The 14,242-nt window shown below is 71.1% G+C and carries 14 protein-coding genes and 1 tRNA gene; 11 read left to right on the top strand and 4 right to left on the bottom strand.

From position 1 onward, the window contains the following. Positions 1 to 190: 190 nt before the first annotated feature. The 8 genes from BJ982_RS32975 (at position 191) to BJ982_RS32940 (ending at position 6,403) form a co-directional block, all read left to right on the top strand. Positions 191 to 267, top strand: a tRNA-Ile gene (locus BJ982_RS32975). Between the two features lie 393 nt (positions 268 to 660). Beyond that, on the top strand, positions 661 to 1,617 hold the full coding sequence (locus BJ982_RS32970) for an urea transporter (protein WP_184886560.1): 957 nt from the start codon (positions 661 to 663) through the stop codon (positions 1,615 to 1,617). 9 nt (positions 1,618 to 1,626) lie between these two features. After that, a complete protein-coding gene (locus BJ982_RS32965; protein WP_184886558.1) occupies positions 1,627 to 1,932 on the top strand; it encodes an urease subunit gamma in 306 nt (101 codons plus the stop codon). Positions 1,933 to 1,963: 31 nt separating this feature from the next. Further along, positions 1,964 to 2,428 carry an urease subunit beta gene (locus BJ982_RS32960; RefSeq protein ID WP_184886556.1) on the top strand — a complete coding sequence of 155 codons (465 nt, stop codon included), beginning with the start codon at positions 1,964 to 1,966 and terminating at the stop codon, positions 2,426 to 2,428. Positions 2,429 to 2,433: 5 nt separating this feature from the next. Then, the gene (gene ureC / locus BJ982_RS32955; protein WP_184886553.1) at positions 2,434 to 4,158 is read left to right on the top strand and encodes an urease subunit alpha; all 1,725 of its coding nucleotides are present in this window, start codon (positions 2,434 to 2,436) and stop codon (positions 4,156 to 4,158) included. Then, positions 4,155 to 4,826, top strand: coding sequence for an urease accessory protein UreF (locus BJ982_RS32950; protein ID WP_184886552.1), 672 nt, complete (start codon positions 4,155 to 4,157; stop codon positions 4,824 to 4,826). Before ureC ends, BJ982_RS32950 begins: the two co-directional genes overlap by 4 nt. 27 nt (positions 4,827 to 4,853) lie before the next feature. Continuing rightward, a complete protein-coding gene (ureG, locus tag BJ982_RS32945) occupies positions 4,854 to 5,480 on the top strand; it encodes an urease accessory protein UreG (protein WP_184886550.1) in 627 nt (208 codons plus the stop codon). Further along, positions 5,462 to 6,403, top strand: coding sequence for an urease accessory protein UreD (locus tag BJ982_RS32940; RefSeq protein ID WP_184886548.1), 942 nt, complete (start codon positions 5,462 to 5,464; stop codon positions 6,401 to 6,403). The genes ureG and BJ982_RS32940 overlap by 19 nt, the downstream gene beginning before the upstream one ends. A 57-nt stretch (positions 6,404 to 6,460) precedes the next feature. Here BJ982_RS32940 and tuf read toward each other — a convergent pair whose 3' ends face one another. From tuf to BJ982_RS32920, 4 genes are all read right to left on the bottom strand, one after another. After that, complete coding sequence (gene tuf, locus BJ982_RS32935) at positions 6,461 to 7,627, bottom strand: elongation factor Tu (RefSeq protein ID WP_184886546.1); 1,167 nt, start codon at positions 7,625 to 7,627, stop codon at positions 6,461 to 6,463. Positions 7,628 to 7,881: 254 nt separating this feature from the next. Beyond that, positions 7,882 to 8,151 carry a hypothetical protein gene (locus BJ982_RS32930; RefSeq protein WP_221482413.1) on the bottom strand — a complete coding sequence of 90 codons (270 nt, stop codon included), beginning with the start codon at positions 8,149 to 8,151 and terminating at the stop codon, positions 7,882 to 7,884. A 26-nt stretch (positions 8,152 to 8,177) separates the two neighbouring features. Further along, the gene (locus BJ982_RS32925) at positions 8,178 to 9,860 is read right to left on the bottom strand and encodes a sodium:solute symporter family protein (RefSeq protein WP_184886544.1); all 1,683 of its coding nucleotides are present in this window, start codon (positions 9,858 to 9,860) and stop codon (positions 8,178 to 8,180) included. Positions 9,861 to 9,980: 120 nt separating this feature from the next. Further along, positions 9,981 to 11,072, bottom strand: coding sequence for a hypothetical protein (locus BJ982_RS32920; protein ID WP_184886542.1), 1,092 nt, complete (start codon positions 11,070 to 11,072; stop codon positions 9,981 to 9,983). 383 nt (positions 11,073 to 11,455) lie between these two features. Here BJ982_RS32920 and BJ982_RS32915 point away from each other — a divergent pair, with 383 nt between their 5' ends. The 3 genes from BJ982_RS32915 to BJ982_RS32905 all read left to right on the top strand — a co-directional run bounded on the left by BJ982_RS32915 (position 11,456) and on the right by BJ982_RS32905 (position 14,240). After that, a complete protein-coding gene (locus BJ982_RS32915; protein WP_239122862.1) occupies positions 11,456 to 11,866 on the top strand; it encodes a TIGR02611 family protein in 411 nt (136 codons plus the stop codon). A 180-nt stretch (positions 11,867 to 12,046) separates the two neighbouring features. Then, positions 12,047 to 13,249: a PucR family transcriptional regulator gene (locus BJ982_RS32910; protein ID WP_239122861.1), complete on the top strand. Its 1,203-nt coding sequence runs from the start codon at positions 12,047 to 12,049 to the stop codon at positions 13,247 to 13,249. Between the two features lie 157 nt (positions 13,250 to 13,406). Then, positions 13,407 to 14,240 carry an esterase/lipase family protein gene (locus BJ982_RS32905; RefSeq protein WP_184886540.1) on the top strand — a complete coding sequence of 278 codons (834 nt, stop codon included), beginning with the start codon at positions 13,407 to 13,409 and terminating at the stop codon, positions 14,238 to 14,240. Positions 14,241 to 14,242: the final 2 nt, after the last annotated feature.

Here is a 14,242-nt window from a genome sequence, read left to right as displayed (position 1 = left end):
GGCGCTACGGCCGCGGATCCACGCGCACCGCCACCTTCCCGGGCGACGCCATCGAACCCCTGACCCTGCCACTCCGAGTCCAGAAGCCCCTGCCGATGCCCGTCTTCCCCAAACTTGTCCAGGTACCGGCTAAAGTGAATATCTTCCCGGGCTCACACGCGTGCCAACTTGTGAGAGACTCCACCCTTGCGGGGCGGTAGCTCAGCCGGTCAGAGCAGCGGACTCATAATCCGTCGGTCGTGGGTTCAAGTCCCACCCGCCCTACCACGCCACCACGAGAACCCTCGCTCCACCAGGCGTTTCGCCGGGAGTCGTCCCGTGGACACCTGCGCTGGGACGCGGCCGGGCGCGGCCCTCGGGGGCGCCCATCAGGGGCCGCGTGTCGCTTCCTTGGCTCGGCCGTGCCCATAAGGGCGGCGCCGGCCCGATCGGGGCGACGCTCATGAAGCGCTCAGGTGGAGGTTCCGGGCGCCGAACCATGTTCGGCGTACACCGCCGGGCGTCGACGCGCGCCTATGGCCGTGCCGTGCCGGCCAAGGGCCTTTACTCGTAAATATCCGCTTTCAGGGCTCAGCGTCGGCCCCGGTGTCACACGCAAAGAATGTCCAATAAATTGCCTTTCACGCTTGAGTGGATATCTCCCCGGGCACGCTCCCACCGATGGCCAGTCGTGATCAAGAGGAGCGGACGGACGTGCGTGCCACCATCTCCGATCTGCCGCCGGCCATCCTCCGCGGTGTCAGCCAGGTCGATCTGCAAAGCGATTACCGGACGGCGATCTGCTTCGTCATCGCATTGTTCGCCGGTGGCTGGCAGTTCGGGACTTTCGGCCTGCTCGGCACCGCCGTGGCCACACTCACCGCCTGGTTCTTCGGCGTTCCCCGGGAGCGCGTGACCCGCGGGCTCGAAGGATTCAACGGAACCTTGATCGGCGTCGCGCTGGTGCTGTACTTCGACGTGCGGTGGGTCACCGTGCTGCTGGTGATCCTCGGAGCGATCATGGGCGGCGTGCTCACCGCGGCGCTCAACGCGCTGCTCACGCCGCATGACCTGTCGACGCTGACCGCGCCGTTCTGCGTGATCACCACGATCATGCTGGTGGGCGGCCCGGCGTTCGCGCGGGTCTGGGGCGGGCGCGCCCCGCCGTCCGCCGCCCACCCCGGCGCGACGGTGACGTTCACCGACCTGTGGCAGGGATTGTTCAACGGCATCGGCCAGGTGTTCTTCCAGGACAAGTTCTACGTCGGGGTGATCTTCCTGATCGGGCTGCTGTTCGCCGGCCCCGTCGTGGCGCTGGCCGCCCTGGTCTCCAGTGCCCTCGGCATCGTGGTCGCGCTGCTCCTCGGAGCGGCCGCGGCGGACATCGGCGCGGGCCTGTACGGCTACAACGCCGTGCTGACCGGGATCGCCCTGTGCGGCACGTTCGTCGCGCCGACCCCGCTCGGCGTGCTGTACGCCCTGGTGGGCGTGGTGGCGGCGACGGTGCTGACGGCGTTCGTCAGCGACCTGTTCCGGCCGGTCGGCGGGCACACCCTCACCTGGCCGTTCGTGCTGGTCACCTGGACCTTCCTGGCGGCGGTGCCGATCTTCTCCGGCGTCCGGCGCGCCACCACCTAAGGAGAACCCATGTACCTCGCCCCGCGGGAGATCGACAAGCTGCTCGTCTACGCGGTCGCCGACCTGGCGGCCAAGCGGCGGGACCGCGGCCTGAAGCTGAACTACAGCGAGGCGGTGGCCCTGATCAGCGCCGCGATCCTGGAGGGCGCCCGGGAGGGCAAGACCGTCGCCGAGTGCATGGAACTGGGCAAGCATGTGCTCGGCACCGGCGACGTCATGCCCGGGGTGCGCGAAATGCTCAAGTTGATGCAGATCGAGGCGACCTTCAAGGACGGTTCCAAGCTCGTCTCCTGTCACGACCCGATCGGCGGTTGACGCCGCCGTAGCACGAAGGAAACGGTTCGCCATGACGGACACCGACAGGATCATCTACGCGGACGGCCCGATCGAGATCAACGCGGGCCGGGCCACGGTCACGCTGACCGTGCGCAACACCGGGGACCGGGCCATCCAGGTCGGCTCGCACTTCCACTTCTTCGAGGCGAACCGGGCGCTCAGCTTCGACCGCGAGAAGGCGTACGGCATGCACCTCGACATCCCGGCGGGCACCGCCGTGCGCATCGAGCCCGGTGACACCCACCGGGTCGACCTCGTCGAGTACGGCGGCGGCATGCGCGTGGTCGGCTTCGCCGGGCTGCTCAACGGCGGCCTCAGGTCCAGGGACAGCCGGATCCGCGCCCTGCGGCGGCTGGCCGAGCTCGGTTACGCCGACGAGCCGGAACCCTCCGCCGTCGTCCGGCGGCCGTCGGAAGGCAAGCCCGCCGAGAAGCCGAAGCCCAAGAAAGCACCCGCCAAGAGGAAGAAGGGCTGACGTCGATGGGAACGATGCGCCGCGAGCAGTACGGGGCCATGTTCGGCCCGACCGTGGGCGACAGGATCCGGCTGGCCGACACCAACCTGGTGATCGAGATCGAGAAGGACCACGCGGTGGGCGCCTACGGGGACGAGGTCGTCTACGGCGGAGGCAAGACCGCCCGCGACGGCATGGCGGCCGATCCCGGCTCCAGGAACACCACGATCGCGCTCGACCTGGTGATCACCAACGTCGTCGTGCTCGACCCGGTGCTCGGCGTCGTCAAAGGCGACATCGGCATCAAGGACGGCAGGATCGTCGGCATCGGCAAGGCGGGCAACCCGCACACCCAGAACGGTGTGGACCGCCGGCTGATCGTCGGTTCCGGTACGGAGGTGCTGGCGGGCGAGAACATGATCGCAACTCCGGGCGCCATCGATCCGCACGTCCACCTGCTCGCGCCCCAGCAGGCCGAGCACGCGCTGACCAACGGCATCACCACGCTGATCGCCGGCGGCACCGGTCCCACCGACGGCACGCGCGGCACGACCTGCTCGCCCGGCCCGTGGAACATCGGCCGGATGCTCCAGGCCATCGAGGCGCTGCCGATCAACATCGGGCTCATGGCCAAGGGGAACGGGAGCCTGCCCGCCCCGCTCGCCGACCAGATCGAGGCGGGGGCGTGCGTGCTGAAGGTCCACGAGGACTGGGGCTCGACCCCGTCGGTGGTGGACTGCGCGCTGCGGGTGGCCAACGAGTACGACGTCCAGGTGTCCCTGCACGCCGACACCCTCAACGAGGCCGGCTACCTGGAGGACACGATCAGCGCCATCGACGGCCGTGCCATCCACGCCTTCCACAGCGAGGGCGCGGGCGGCGGGCACGCCCCCGACATGATCCGTATCGCCGGCGAGCCCAACGTCCTGCCGTCCTCGACGAACCCGACCCTGCCGTACACGATCGACTCCGTCGACGAACTGCTCGACATGGTGATGGTCTGTCACCATCTCAGCCACGACATCCCCGAGGACGTCGCGTTCGCCGACAGCCGGGTGCGGGCGGAGACCATCGCCGCCGAGACCGTCCTGCACGACATGGGCGTGATCAGCATGACCTCCTCCGACTCCCAGGCGATGGGCCGGATCGGCGAGACCTTCACGCGGACCTTCCAGGTGGCGCACCACTGCAAGGACAAGCGCGGCAAGCTGCCCGAGGACTCCGAGCGCAACGACAACTTCAGGGTGCTGCGCTACCTGGCCAAGCTGACCATCAACCCGGCCCGCACCACCGGCATCGCCGAGACCGTCGGCTCCTTGGAGGACGGCAAGCTGGCCGACATCGTGCTGTGGCCGTTCACCTCGTTCGCCGCCAAACCGGCCCTCGTGGTCAAGGGCGGCCTGATCAACTGGTTCCGGATGGGCGATCCGAACGCCTCGCTGCCCACCCCGCAGCCCGTCTACTACCGGCCGATGTTCGGCGCGATGGGCATGGCGCAGCGCAAGTGCAACGTGACGTTCCTGCCGGAGGCCGCCATCGCCGCCGGGGTGCCGGAGAAGCTCGGCCTCCAGCGGATGATCGCCCGGGTCCGCCACACCCGGACGGTGGACAAGCGGCACATGCTCCGCAACACGGCGCTGCCCCGGATCACCGTGGACCCGGAGACGTACAAGGTGACCGTGGACGGGGAGCACGCCACCATCGAACCGGCACGGGAACTGCCGCTGACCCAGTTGTTCTTCCTGGCATGAACCTGCTCGCCCAGCTCCAGCTCACCGACTCGGCCTTCCCGAGCGGCCTGTACACGCTCTCCCACGGCCTGGAGGCGTACGCGCAGGCCGGGCCGGTCGACGTGGGCGCGCTGCTGGAGGACGTACTCCTCCATTCCGCCGGGCCGGGGGACGCCACCGCCCTGGTCCTCACCCACCGGGCGGTGACGGCGGGCGACTGGGACACGGTCATCGAGGTGGACCGGCGGCTGCACGCCCTCAAGCTCAACCGCGAGATCCGGTCCGCCGCCACCAGGACCGGCAACCAGGTCCTGCGGACGGCGGCCCTGGTCTTCGCCACCCCCGAGCTCGCCCGGCTCGCCGGCCTGGTCGAGACCAGGACCACCCCGGGCAACCACGCCGTCGTCATGGGCGCCGCCCACGCCGGGCTCGGCGTGCCGGTGGGCGACGCGGTGACCTGCGACCTGTTCGCCTTCGCCGCGAGCTGGGTCAGCGCCGCCGTCCGCCTGCGCAGGCTCGACTTCCGGCAGGCCCAGACCACCCTGCACGGCGCGGCCGGCGCCATCGAACGGGCCGCCGGGCACGCCCTGGCCGCGCGCGGCCCGCTCGACCTGCACGCCGCCACTCCCGTCGCGGACACGATGAGCGCCGCCCACGAGCGGGCGGCGGCCCGCCTCTTCACCACCTGACCGTCCACCACCCGAAGGGCAACGCACATGGAGAACGTTCTGAAGGTCGGCATCGGCGGCCCCGTCGGATCGGGCAAGACCGCCCTGATCGAGGCGCTGGTCCCGATCCTGCTCGAACAGGGACACAGCGTGGGCGTCGTCACCAACGACATCTACACCAGGGAGGACGCCGACCACATCAAGCGCACGCTGCGCGGCGTCCTGGACCCCGAGCGGATCATCGGCGTGGAGACCGGCTCATGCCCGCACACGGCCGTACGCGACGATCCGTCGATGAACCTCGCCGCAGGCGCCGACCTGCTGGAACGCTTCGGCGACATCGACACGCTGCTGTACGAGAGCGGCGGGGACAACCTCACCCTCACCTTCAGCCCCCTCCTGGCCGACGTCTACATCTTCGTCCTGGACACCGCCGAAGGGGACAAGATGCCGCGCAAACGGGGGCCGGGCATCACCGAATCCGACCTGCTGGTCATCAACAAGGTGGACATCGCCCAGTACGTCCGCGCCGACCTGGACGTGATGACCCGCGACGCCGACCGCGTCCGCGAGGGACGCCCGGTCATCCTGACCGACTCCCTGAGGGGCACCGGCGTACGCGATGTGGCCGACTTCGTCGCCAGCCGCAGGCCGGTATGGGGATCCGCCCGATAGACCGGCTCGCCGCCGACCGCTACACGATCCCCGCGATACCGGAGGCGGTGGCCCGGTACGCGCAGGTCCCGGACACCCTGCCGGTGGGCAGCCCCGGCAAGGTCGGCGTGCTGGACCTGGTCTTCGAGCGGCGCGGCGAGCGGACCGAGCTGACGGGCCACTACCAGAAGACGCCGCTCCAGATCATGCGCCCGCTCTACCACGATCCGTCCAGACCGGACCTGGCCTGCGTGATGGTCATCGCGGTGGGCGGCGGCGTGCTGCAGGGAGACCGCTACCGGCTGGACCTGACCTGCGGCGCGGACGCGTCCGTGTACGTCACCACGCAGGCCGCGACGAAGATCTACCGGATGGAGCAGGACTACGCCACCCAGCTCGTCTCCATCGCCGTGGGACCCGGCGGCTCCCTGGAGTACCTCCCCGGCCCGGTGATCCCCTTCGCCGGCTCGCGCTTCTACCAGCGCACCCGGCTGACCGTGGACCCGTCCGCCACGGTGATCCTGGGGGAGACCATGCTGGCCGGACGCCTGGCCCGCGGGGAACGGCACGCCTACACCGCCTACTGCAGCGATCTGGACGTCCACCGGCCCGCCGGTGACCTGCTGTTCGCCGATCCGGTCAGGCTGGTCCCCGCCCAGGCCCCGGTCACCGGCCCGGCCATGTTCGGCGGCCACGGCGTGCTGTCCACGTTGTACGTCGTCACCGCCGCCGTCGCCGCCGGCGATCTGGCCGGCGAACTGCACGAGGCGGCGACGCGCAGCGGGCTCACGGGCGGGGCCGGTGTCCTGCCCGGCGGCGCCGGCGCCTGGGCCCGGCTCCTCGGGCCGGAGACCCCGCGTGTCACCGCGACCCTGGAACACCTGTGGGACATCGCCCGGCGCATGACCATCGGCAGCCCGGCCCCCGACCGGCGCAAGCCCTGAGAGGGAGCGGGCCCCGGCGCGTACGCCGGGGCCCGCCGTGGAGGGGAGGGTCTCCGCCTAGCCGAGGACGGCCAGCACGGTTCCCGCCCCGACCGTCAGCCCGCCCTCGCGGATCGCGAAGTTCAGGCCGGCTTCCAGGGCCACCTCCTTGCCCAGGTCGACGACCGCCTCCACCGTGTCTCCCGGCGCGGCGGGCGCGTCCAGGGCGATCTGGCCGGGCACGTCCGTCGTCCGGAGGTAGAACTGCGGCCGGTAGCCGTCGGCGATGGGCTTGCGCCGCCCGCCCTCGGCCTCGGTGAGCAGGTAGATCCTGGCGGCGAGGCGCCGGCGGGCCGTCTGCGAGCCGGGGACGGCCAGCACCTGCCCCCGGCGCACCTGCTCCCGCCGGACCCCGCGCAGGAGCACCGCGGCGTTGTCGCCCGCCTCGCCCCGGTCCATCACCCTGCCGAAGGTCTCGACCCCGGTGACCACCGCCGTGAAGCCCGCGCCGAGACCGATGACCTCGACCGTGTCGCCGACCTTGACCGACCCGCGCTCGATCGCCCCGGTGACGACCGTGCCCCGCCCGGTGACGGTGAGCACGTTCTCCACCGGCATCAGGAACGGCGCGTCGACGTAGCGGACCGGGACGGGGATGTGCTCGTCCACCGCCCGCAGCAGCGCCTCGACCGACGCCGTCCACGCGGGGTCGCCCTCCAGCGCCCGCAGCCCCGACACCCTGACCATGGGCACGTCGTGGTAGCCGTGCTCGGCGAGCAGCTCCGTCAGCTCCAGCTCCACCAGGTCGGCGAGCTCCGGGTCGGCGCCGTCGGCCTTGTTCAGCGCGACGACCAGGTGCTCCACGCCGACCCGCCGGGCGAGCAGCACGTGCTCGCGCGTCTGCGGCATGATGCCGTCCTGCGCGGAGACCACCAGGATGGCCCCGTCGAGCTGCGCCGCCCCCGTGATCATGTTCTTCACGTAGTCGGCGTGACCGGGCATGTCCACGTGCGCGTAGTGACGGGTGGCCGTCTCGTACTCGACGTGCGAGATGTTGATCGTGATCCCGCGCCGCGCCTCCTCGGGCGTGCGGTCGATCCTCTCGAACGGCGTGTACGTCGCCCCGCCCCGCTCGGCGAGCACCTTGGTGATCGCGGCGGTCAGCGTGGTCTTCCCGTGGTCGACATGCCCCATCGTGCCGATGTTGAGGTGCGGCTTGTTCCGCACATAGGCCTGCTTGGCCATGATTCCTTCCCTGAGGACCTGAAGGTCGTGTGACCCGTACACGGGCGATCAACCTCTCCCCGCCGGGCCACATCAGGACGCACGGAAAGAGGTCAACGCTCCAGGCCGTCGAAGGCACGCTCACCCGCACCCGCGGCGGCGGGCGTCACAGGGAGAGCGCGAAGGAACATGGACATCATGGTGACCGGGCGCGCCGCCGGGCCGCAACGGGATTTCCTTCCGCCGCCTCGCCGGCCGCACCTCCGGAGAAGGGCTCAGGGCCGGTCCTCGGGCTCCTCGGGCGGTGGCTGCGGGGGAGTGTAGGGGCGTAGGTGTTCCCAGGCGATGAAGGCGATGCCGACGGCGATCATGGACAGGCCCGTCCAGAGGTTGATGCGGACGCCTTCGGCCTTGGCCAGCTCGGCCTGGCCGTCCAGGAGGCCGGTGATGGTCAGGATCACGCCGTACACCGCGAAAAGGCCGCCGATGATCCGCCGGATGTCGAAGCGCCGGGCGGCGCGCTTGCGGGTGGTCTCCTCGCTCACAGGGGTCCTCCGAATCGGATCCGTGATCAGATGAAGGGGATGTAGAGGGCGGCGGCCAGGATCACGGCTCCCGTGCCGAGGATGATCGGCGACCGGTACCACGTCCTGCCGCCCGCCGGCGTGTCGTCGGCGATCGAGGCGTCGCTGAGGCCGTAGACCAGCCCGCGCAGCTCGCTCTCCGGCTTAGGCGTGGTGGCCAGGGTGACGGCGACCGAGACCAGGGCGTCCACGACGAACGCGGTGCCCGCGCCCCAGAAGGTGGCGTTCAGCTCGGTGCCGAAGTCCAGCACCCCGGCCTTGAAGAGGATGTAGGACGCGAACGCCGCGACCGTCCCCGACAGCAGCCCCCAGAACCCGGCCCACGCGGTCATACGCCGCCAGAACAGGCCGATGATGAAGGTGGCGAACAGGGGCGCGTTGAAGAACGAGAACAGCGTCTGCAAATAGTTCATGATATTGCTGAACCCGGCCGCGATCAGCGCGGTGCCGATGCCGAGCACGACGCCGCCGACCGTGGCGAGGCGGCCGAGGCGCAGGTAGTACTCGTCCGGACGGTCCTTCTTCACGTGCGAGCGCCAGATGTCGTAGGTGAAGACGGTGTTGAAGCCGCTGATGTTGGCCGCCATGCCCGCCATGAACGACGCCAGCAGGCCGGTGACGGCGACGCCGAGGACGCCGTTCGGCAGCAGGTCGCCCATCAGCAGCGGGATCGCGTAGTTGTACTGCGGGCCGCCGGGCTTGCCGAGGTCGCTGAACAGCACGAGCGCGACCAGGCCGGGGATCACGGTGACGGCCGGGATCACCAGCTTGGGGTAGGCGGCGACGATCGGGGTGAGCCGCGCGGCGGTGGTGTCGCGGGCGGACAGCCCGCGCTGGACCTCGGTGAAGTTGGTCGTCCAGTAGCCGAACGACAGCACGAACCCGAGGCCGAGCACGATGCCGATCCAGTGCGCGCCGAGCGGGTTGGTGTCGGCGGCCCCGGTGCCGGCCCAGGCGTGCAGGCCCGGTTCGCCGAGCGAGGACTGGCGCACCTTGTCGGCCAGCCCGGAGAACCCGCCCACCTTGATCAGGCCGAGGACGGTGACGGGGACCAGCCCGGCGAGGATGACGAAGAACTGCATCACCTCGTTGTAGATCGCCGAGGACAGGCCGCCGAGCACGACGTAGGCCAGCACGATCGCCGCCGACACGACGATCGACAGCAGCAGGGGCCAGCCGAGCAGCGCGCCCATGACCAGCGCCAGCGCGTACAGGTTGATCCCCGCGATGAGGATCTGCGCGAGCGCGAACGTGATCGCGTTGAGCAGCTGGGTCTGGCCGTTGAAGCGGCGCCGCAGGAAGTCGGGGACGCTGTGCACCTTGGAGCGGTAGTAGAACGGCATCATCACGACGCCGAGGAACACCATCGCCGGGACGGCGCCGATCCAGTAGTAGTGCAGGGTCTGGACGCCGTACTGCACACCGTTGGCGGCCATGCCGAGGATCTCGGTGGCGCCCAGGTTGGCGGACAGGAAGGCCAGTCCGGTGACCCAGGCGGGCAGCGAGCGGCCGGAGAGGAAGAAGTCGAGGCTGGTGTGGACGGTCCGGCGCACGACGAGGCCGATGCCGAGCACGGTGAGGAAGTAGAGCGCCAGGACGAGGTAGTCGAGCAGGTTGACGTCGAGCCTCAGGTCCTGCGCCGCGAGAGCGAGGTGGTGTGGCACGCGCATCCGGCTACCCCGAAATTTCCTGCTTTCACCTGGACAATCGCTGGTTTTCCGGAGGATGAGGACGGCGGGCGCGGAGCCCCCACACCTGGGCCCCGCGCCGCGCCACCGTGCCAGGGTCGGTCAGAACGCCGACACGTACGTCACGAACGACTGCCGGTCGACACGGGTCACGCCGTTGTAGCAGGCCACGTCCCGCACGAGCGCCTCGTTACCGAAGGTCGCCCACACCGCGAGCAGGTTGCAGTACTCCGGTCCGGGCCCGTACGCGGTCGCCTGGACGTCGTCCTGGAGCACGCCGACCTTGTGGAAGGTCACCAGCCGCAGCCCCGTCCCCGCGCCCTGGATCTCGTTGAACGACCCCAGCGAGTTGTAGGTGATCGCCGGCGGCACGGGGGTGTACGGCCCGGGGTTGGCCGGCGTGGTGTCGAAGATGTAGCCGAAGTTCTTCGGCGGCACGGCGGCGCCCGTGATCGCCCGCTCCCGCTGGTAGGTGAGGGTCCACCCGGAGTCGGCCGGGACGTTGGTCGCGTTGTGGCAGCGGACGATGATCACCTGCTCGGCCGCGAGCGGCGTCCAGTCGCTCACCTTGCACCGGGCGGGCTTGTCGGGGTTGACGGCCGTGGCCTGGAAGCCGCCCGCCTGGCCGGCCGAGCCGAGCCCGGGCAGCCGTACCCGCCACACGCCCGTGCTGAGCGGCGTGACGGTGTTCCCCCCACCGGCGGAGTTGTACTGCGTGCCGATGGCCGCGCCGGTCCAGAGCAGGTAGCCGAAGGCCTTCGGAGCCGGCAGCAGGCCGGTGCTCTGGGAGAAGACGATGGAGAAGGGAGTGAACTGCGGGGTGCCGCCGTACTTGTAGCACCGCACCGCCACGATCTCGTCCGGCCCCGAGGCGGTGTACTTCTGCACCTGGCACCACTGGCCGGTCTGGGTGATCGCCGTGACGTGGACCACCCCGCCGGACGGGATGCCGATCTGCGGGAACTTCACGTAGACCTGGCCGACGGCGCCCGGCGTGACGGTGACGGTCGGGCCGGGCGCCCAGCTGCCCGCCTGGTGGGAGAGGTCGGGGACGCCGTTCTGGACGTCGACGACGGCGAAGCCCCAGCGGTCGGGCACCGCCGCCCGCGCGCTCGTGCCCGCGGCGGTGAGCCCGGCCGCGAGCGCCGATACGACGCACAGGATCCTGAGTAACACGTTTCGTAACCGTCGCATGGCGTTCTCCATCGGAGTGGGGGGTGATCGCTGACAGCAGGGGACGAGGGCGGCGTCAGGAGGCCGGGGCGGGTGTGGCGAGGCTTCGCGCGGGGCGCATGACGGGTCCTCCATCCGAGATCGGGCACGCGGGCATGGATCACCGCGCCGGAAGCCCGGCGTCGGCCGATTCATGGGATGGAGCGCCCGCCCTCACACGTCCACTTGGGCTTTTGATAACCCGGCCGGGGAATCTTGAGAAGACCCAACCTTGCCCGGGGTCCCGACGCCGGTCAGGACGCCGGTCATGGGGGCGCGGCCCGGCCGCATACCCCGTGCCGCGCGGGACCGTCGCGCCGGGCGCATATTCTGGACCGCGACAGGAACAGTACGGGGGTGTGCCGGTGGCCGTGACCGACGACAGGCGAGGTGACGCCGAGAACCGGCGGGGCTGGCTGGACGGCGTCCGCGCCACCCGCACGGGCCGCATGACGCTGAAGATCGTCATCGGCGTGATCGGCGCCGCGCTGGTGATCGGCGGCCTGCTGCTGGTCCCGCTGCCCGGCCCCGGCTGGCTGATCGTCTTCGCCGGCCTCGCCATTCTCGCCACCGAGTTCGCCTGGGCGCACCGCCTGCTGGAGTTCGCCAAGAAGACCCTCTCCGCCTGGACGGACTGGCTCAAACGTCAGAACTGGCCCGTGCGCATCATCGTCGGCGGCGCGACGCTCGCGGTCGCGGCGGTGATCGTCTACTTCGCCCTCAGGCTCACCACCGGCGTCGACCTCCTGCAGATGGCCCGCGGCTTCCTGACCTGACGCCCTCCACCTCCGGCCGTGTCGCCTTCGGCGTGCGGGTACTGGATTGTCACCCGGGCGTACAGCGAGTCAGGAAGAAATGTGATCTGAACCGATCAGAATGTGCGCAGGGCCGCTCCGGCGGCAGGGACCTCGCCGCATGAAGAGGTGCATCGCGATGAGCGCCATCACGAGGCGGGCGTGAGCGTGGCCACCCCGGCGCTGTCGCAGGTGCCGCGCGAGTTCGCCGACGTCGTCCGTGACCACCTCGACGAGCTCGCCGACGAGATGATGGGGGAGATCCAGGCCAGCGTGCCGGAGTACTCGCGGCCCGGGGACGCCCAGTACGTCGGGGCCGTGCGGCGCGCGGTGGAGGAGGCGCTGCGGCAGTTCCTGGTGCGGGTCGCCGACGACGGCGCCGGCCGGGGACGGCTGCTGGAGGTCTACCGGGCCATCGGCAAGGGCGAGGCCGCCGAGGGCCGCCCGCTGGACTCCCTGCAGGCGGCGCTGCGCATCTGCGCCCGGGTCGCCTGGCGGCGGCTGGCCCTGGAGTCCGAGCGGCTGAACCTGTCGCGGCGGCGGGTGTGCGAGGTCGGCGAGGCGATCCTCGTGTACCTGGACGAGATCGCCGCCGCCGCGGCGGAGGGGTACGCCGAGGCCCAGGTCAAGGTGGCGGGCGAGGTGGAGCTGCGGCGCAGGCGCCTGCTGGACCTGCTGGTGAGCGACCCGCCCGCCGACCCGCGCGCCGTGCGGGACCTGGCGGACGCGGTGCGGTGGGCGGTGCCGCGGACGGTCGCGGGCGTCGCCCTGGCCCCGCGCGCCCAGGCCGCCGCGCGGCCCGCGCTTCCACCGGACGTGCTGGCCGATCTGGACCGGGCCGCCCCCTGCCTGATCCTGCCCGACCCGGACGGGCCCGGACGGGCGGGCGTCCTGGACGCCGCGCTGCGGGACTGGATCATCGCCGTCGGCCCCGCTGTGCCGCCGCACGAGGCCGCGCAGTCGCTGCGGCTGGCCCGTGACGCGCTCGCGCTGGCCCGGCGCGGGCTGCTGGACGCGTCGGGGCCGATCCGCTGCGCCGACCACCTCTCCACGATGATGATCTTCAAGGACGAGGCGCTGGTGCGCGTGCTGCGCCGGGTGCGGCTGGCGCCGCTGCGCCGCCTGCGCCCCGCCCAGCGCGACCGGGTCGCCGAGACCCTGCTGGCCTGGTTGCAGTGCGGCCACAACGCCAACGAGGTCGCGGCCCGCCTGCACGTCCACCCGCAGACCGTCCGCTACCGGCTGCGCCAGGCGGCCGAACTCTTCGGCGACCAATTGAGGACGCCCGACGACCGCTTCGAGCTGGAAATAGCGCTGCGCGCCCGCGGTGACACGGCGCGTGCCGAGGCCCGCGAAAAGGGATGAAAACGGCGGTCGGCCCGCAGCGTCCCTCTTTTTATCATCCGCGCGACATATGACGCGGCGCGTTACGCCGCCGGTGACAAGCTATTTCCGCTCTTCTCGCTTAACTTCTCAGCCATTGGGCGGACACCCGCCGTTAATGGCTGGAAGGCGGGAAGGCATGCGTATCCGCGTCGTCCTCGCGGCGCTGGTCGCGGCGGCCCTGGTGAGCACGGCGCTCGCCGGCCCCGCCCGGGCCGGGACCTCTCCCCGGGGGGCGAACGACTGGGCCTGCGTGCCGACGGCCGCGCACCCGCGCCCGGTGATCCTCGTGCACGGCACCTTCGCCACCATGGCGGTGAGCTGGCCCGTCCTGTCCCCGGCGCTCAGGCGCGCCGGGTACTGCGTCTTCGCCCTTGACTACGGCGGCGCTCCGGGCGCCCTGGTCCACGGCACCGGCGACATCGCGCGCTCGGCCGCCCAGCTCGCGGCGTTCGTGGACCGGGTGCTCGCCGCGACCGGCGCCGCCAAGGTGGACATCGTGGGCCACTCCCAGGGCGGGATGATGCCGCGCCACTACCTCAGGTTCCTCGGCGGGGCCGCCAAGGTGCGCAAGCTCGTCGGCATCGCGCCCTCCAACCACGGCACCACGCTCGGCGGCCTGGCCGCGCTCGGCGACCTGCTCGGCGTCACCGGCCCCGTCACCGCGGCCTGCCCGGCCTGCGGGCAGCAGCTCGCCGGGTCGGGGTTCCTGGGCGCGCTGAACTCCGGCGGCGAGGGCGTCCCCGGCGTGACCCAGACGGTGATCGCGACCCGCTACGACGAGGTGATCACGCCGTTCTCGTCGTCGTTCCTGAGCGGGGCGGGGGTGAGGAACGTGCTGCTGCAGCGCGTGTGCCCGCTGGACTTCAGCGCCCATCTCGGCGTGGTCCTCGACCCGGTGGTGCAGCGGCTGGTGATGGACGAGCTGGACGCGCCGCGCGGCGCGGTGAACTGCCTGAACCCGCTGGGCTGACT

Source organism: Sphaerisporangium siamense (assembly GCF_014205275.1).
In the GTDB taxonomy this organism is placed as follows: Bacteria; Actinomycetota; Actinomycetes; order Streptosporangiales; family Streptosporangiaceae; genus Sphaerisporangium; species Sphaerisporangium siamense.
The sequence above is the reverse complement of the archived record's forward strand: the minus strand, read 5'-3'. Positions and strand labels throughout refer to the sequence as shown.

What these genes read in the sequence shown, in the direction of transcription:
- BJ982_RS32970 (WP_184886560.1), top strand. Translation starts at nt 661, where the DNA reads ATGGCCAGTCGTGATCAAGAGGAGCGGACGGACGTGCGTGCCACCATC.
- BJ982_RS32965 (WP_184886558.1), top strand. Translation starts at nt 1,627, where the DNA reads ATGTACCTCGCCCCGCGGGAGATCGACAAGCTGCTCGTCTACGCGGTC.
- BJ982_RS32960 (WP_184886556.1), top strand. Translation starts at nt 1,964, where the DNA reads ATGACGGACACCGACAGGATCATCTACGCGGACGGCCCGATCGAGATC.
- ureC (WP_184886553.1), top strand. Translation starts at nt 2,434, where the DNA reads ATGGGAACGATGCGCCGCGAGCAGTACGGGGCCATGTTCGGCCCGACC.
- BJ982_RS32950 (WP_184886552.1), top strand. Translation starts at nt 4,155, where the DNA reads ATGAACCTGCTCGCCCAGCTCCAGCTCACCGACTCGGCCTTCCCGAGC.
- ureG (WP_184886550.1), top strand. Translation starts at nt 4,854, where the DNA reads ATGGAGAACGTTCTGAAGGTCGGCATCGGCGGCCCCGTCGGATCGGGC.
- BJ982_RS32940 (WP_184886548.1), top strand. Translation starts at nt 5,462, where the DNA reads ATGGGGATCCGCCCGATAGACCGGCTCGCCGCCGACCGCTACACGATC.
- tuf (WP_184886546.1), bottom strand. Translation starts at nt 7,627, where the DNA reads ATGGCCAAGCAGGCCTATGTGCGGAACAAGCCGCACCTCAACATCGGC.
- BJ982_RS32925 (WP_184886544.1), bottom strand. Translation starts at nt 9,860, where the DNA reads ATGCGCGTGCCACACCACCTCGCTCTCGCGGCGCAGGACCTGAGGCTC.
- BJ982_RS32920 (WP_184886542.1), bottom strand. Translation starts at nt 11,072, where the DNA reads ATGCGACGGTTACGAAACGTGTTACTCAGGATCCTGTGCGTCGTATCG.
- BJ982_RS32905 (WP_184886540.1), top strand. Translation starts at nt 13,407, where the DNA reads ATGCGTATCCGCGTCGTCCTCGCGGCGCTGGTCGCGGCGGCCCTGGTG.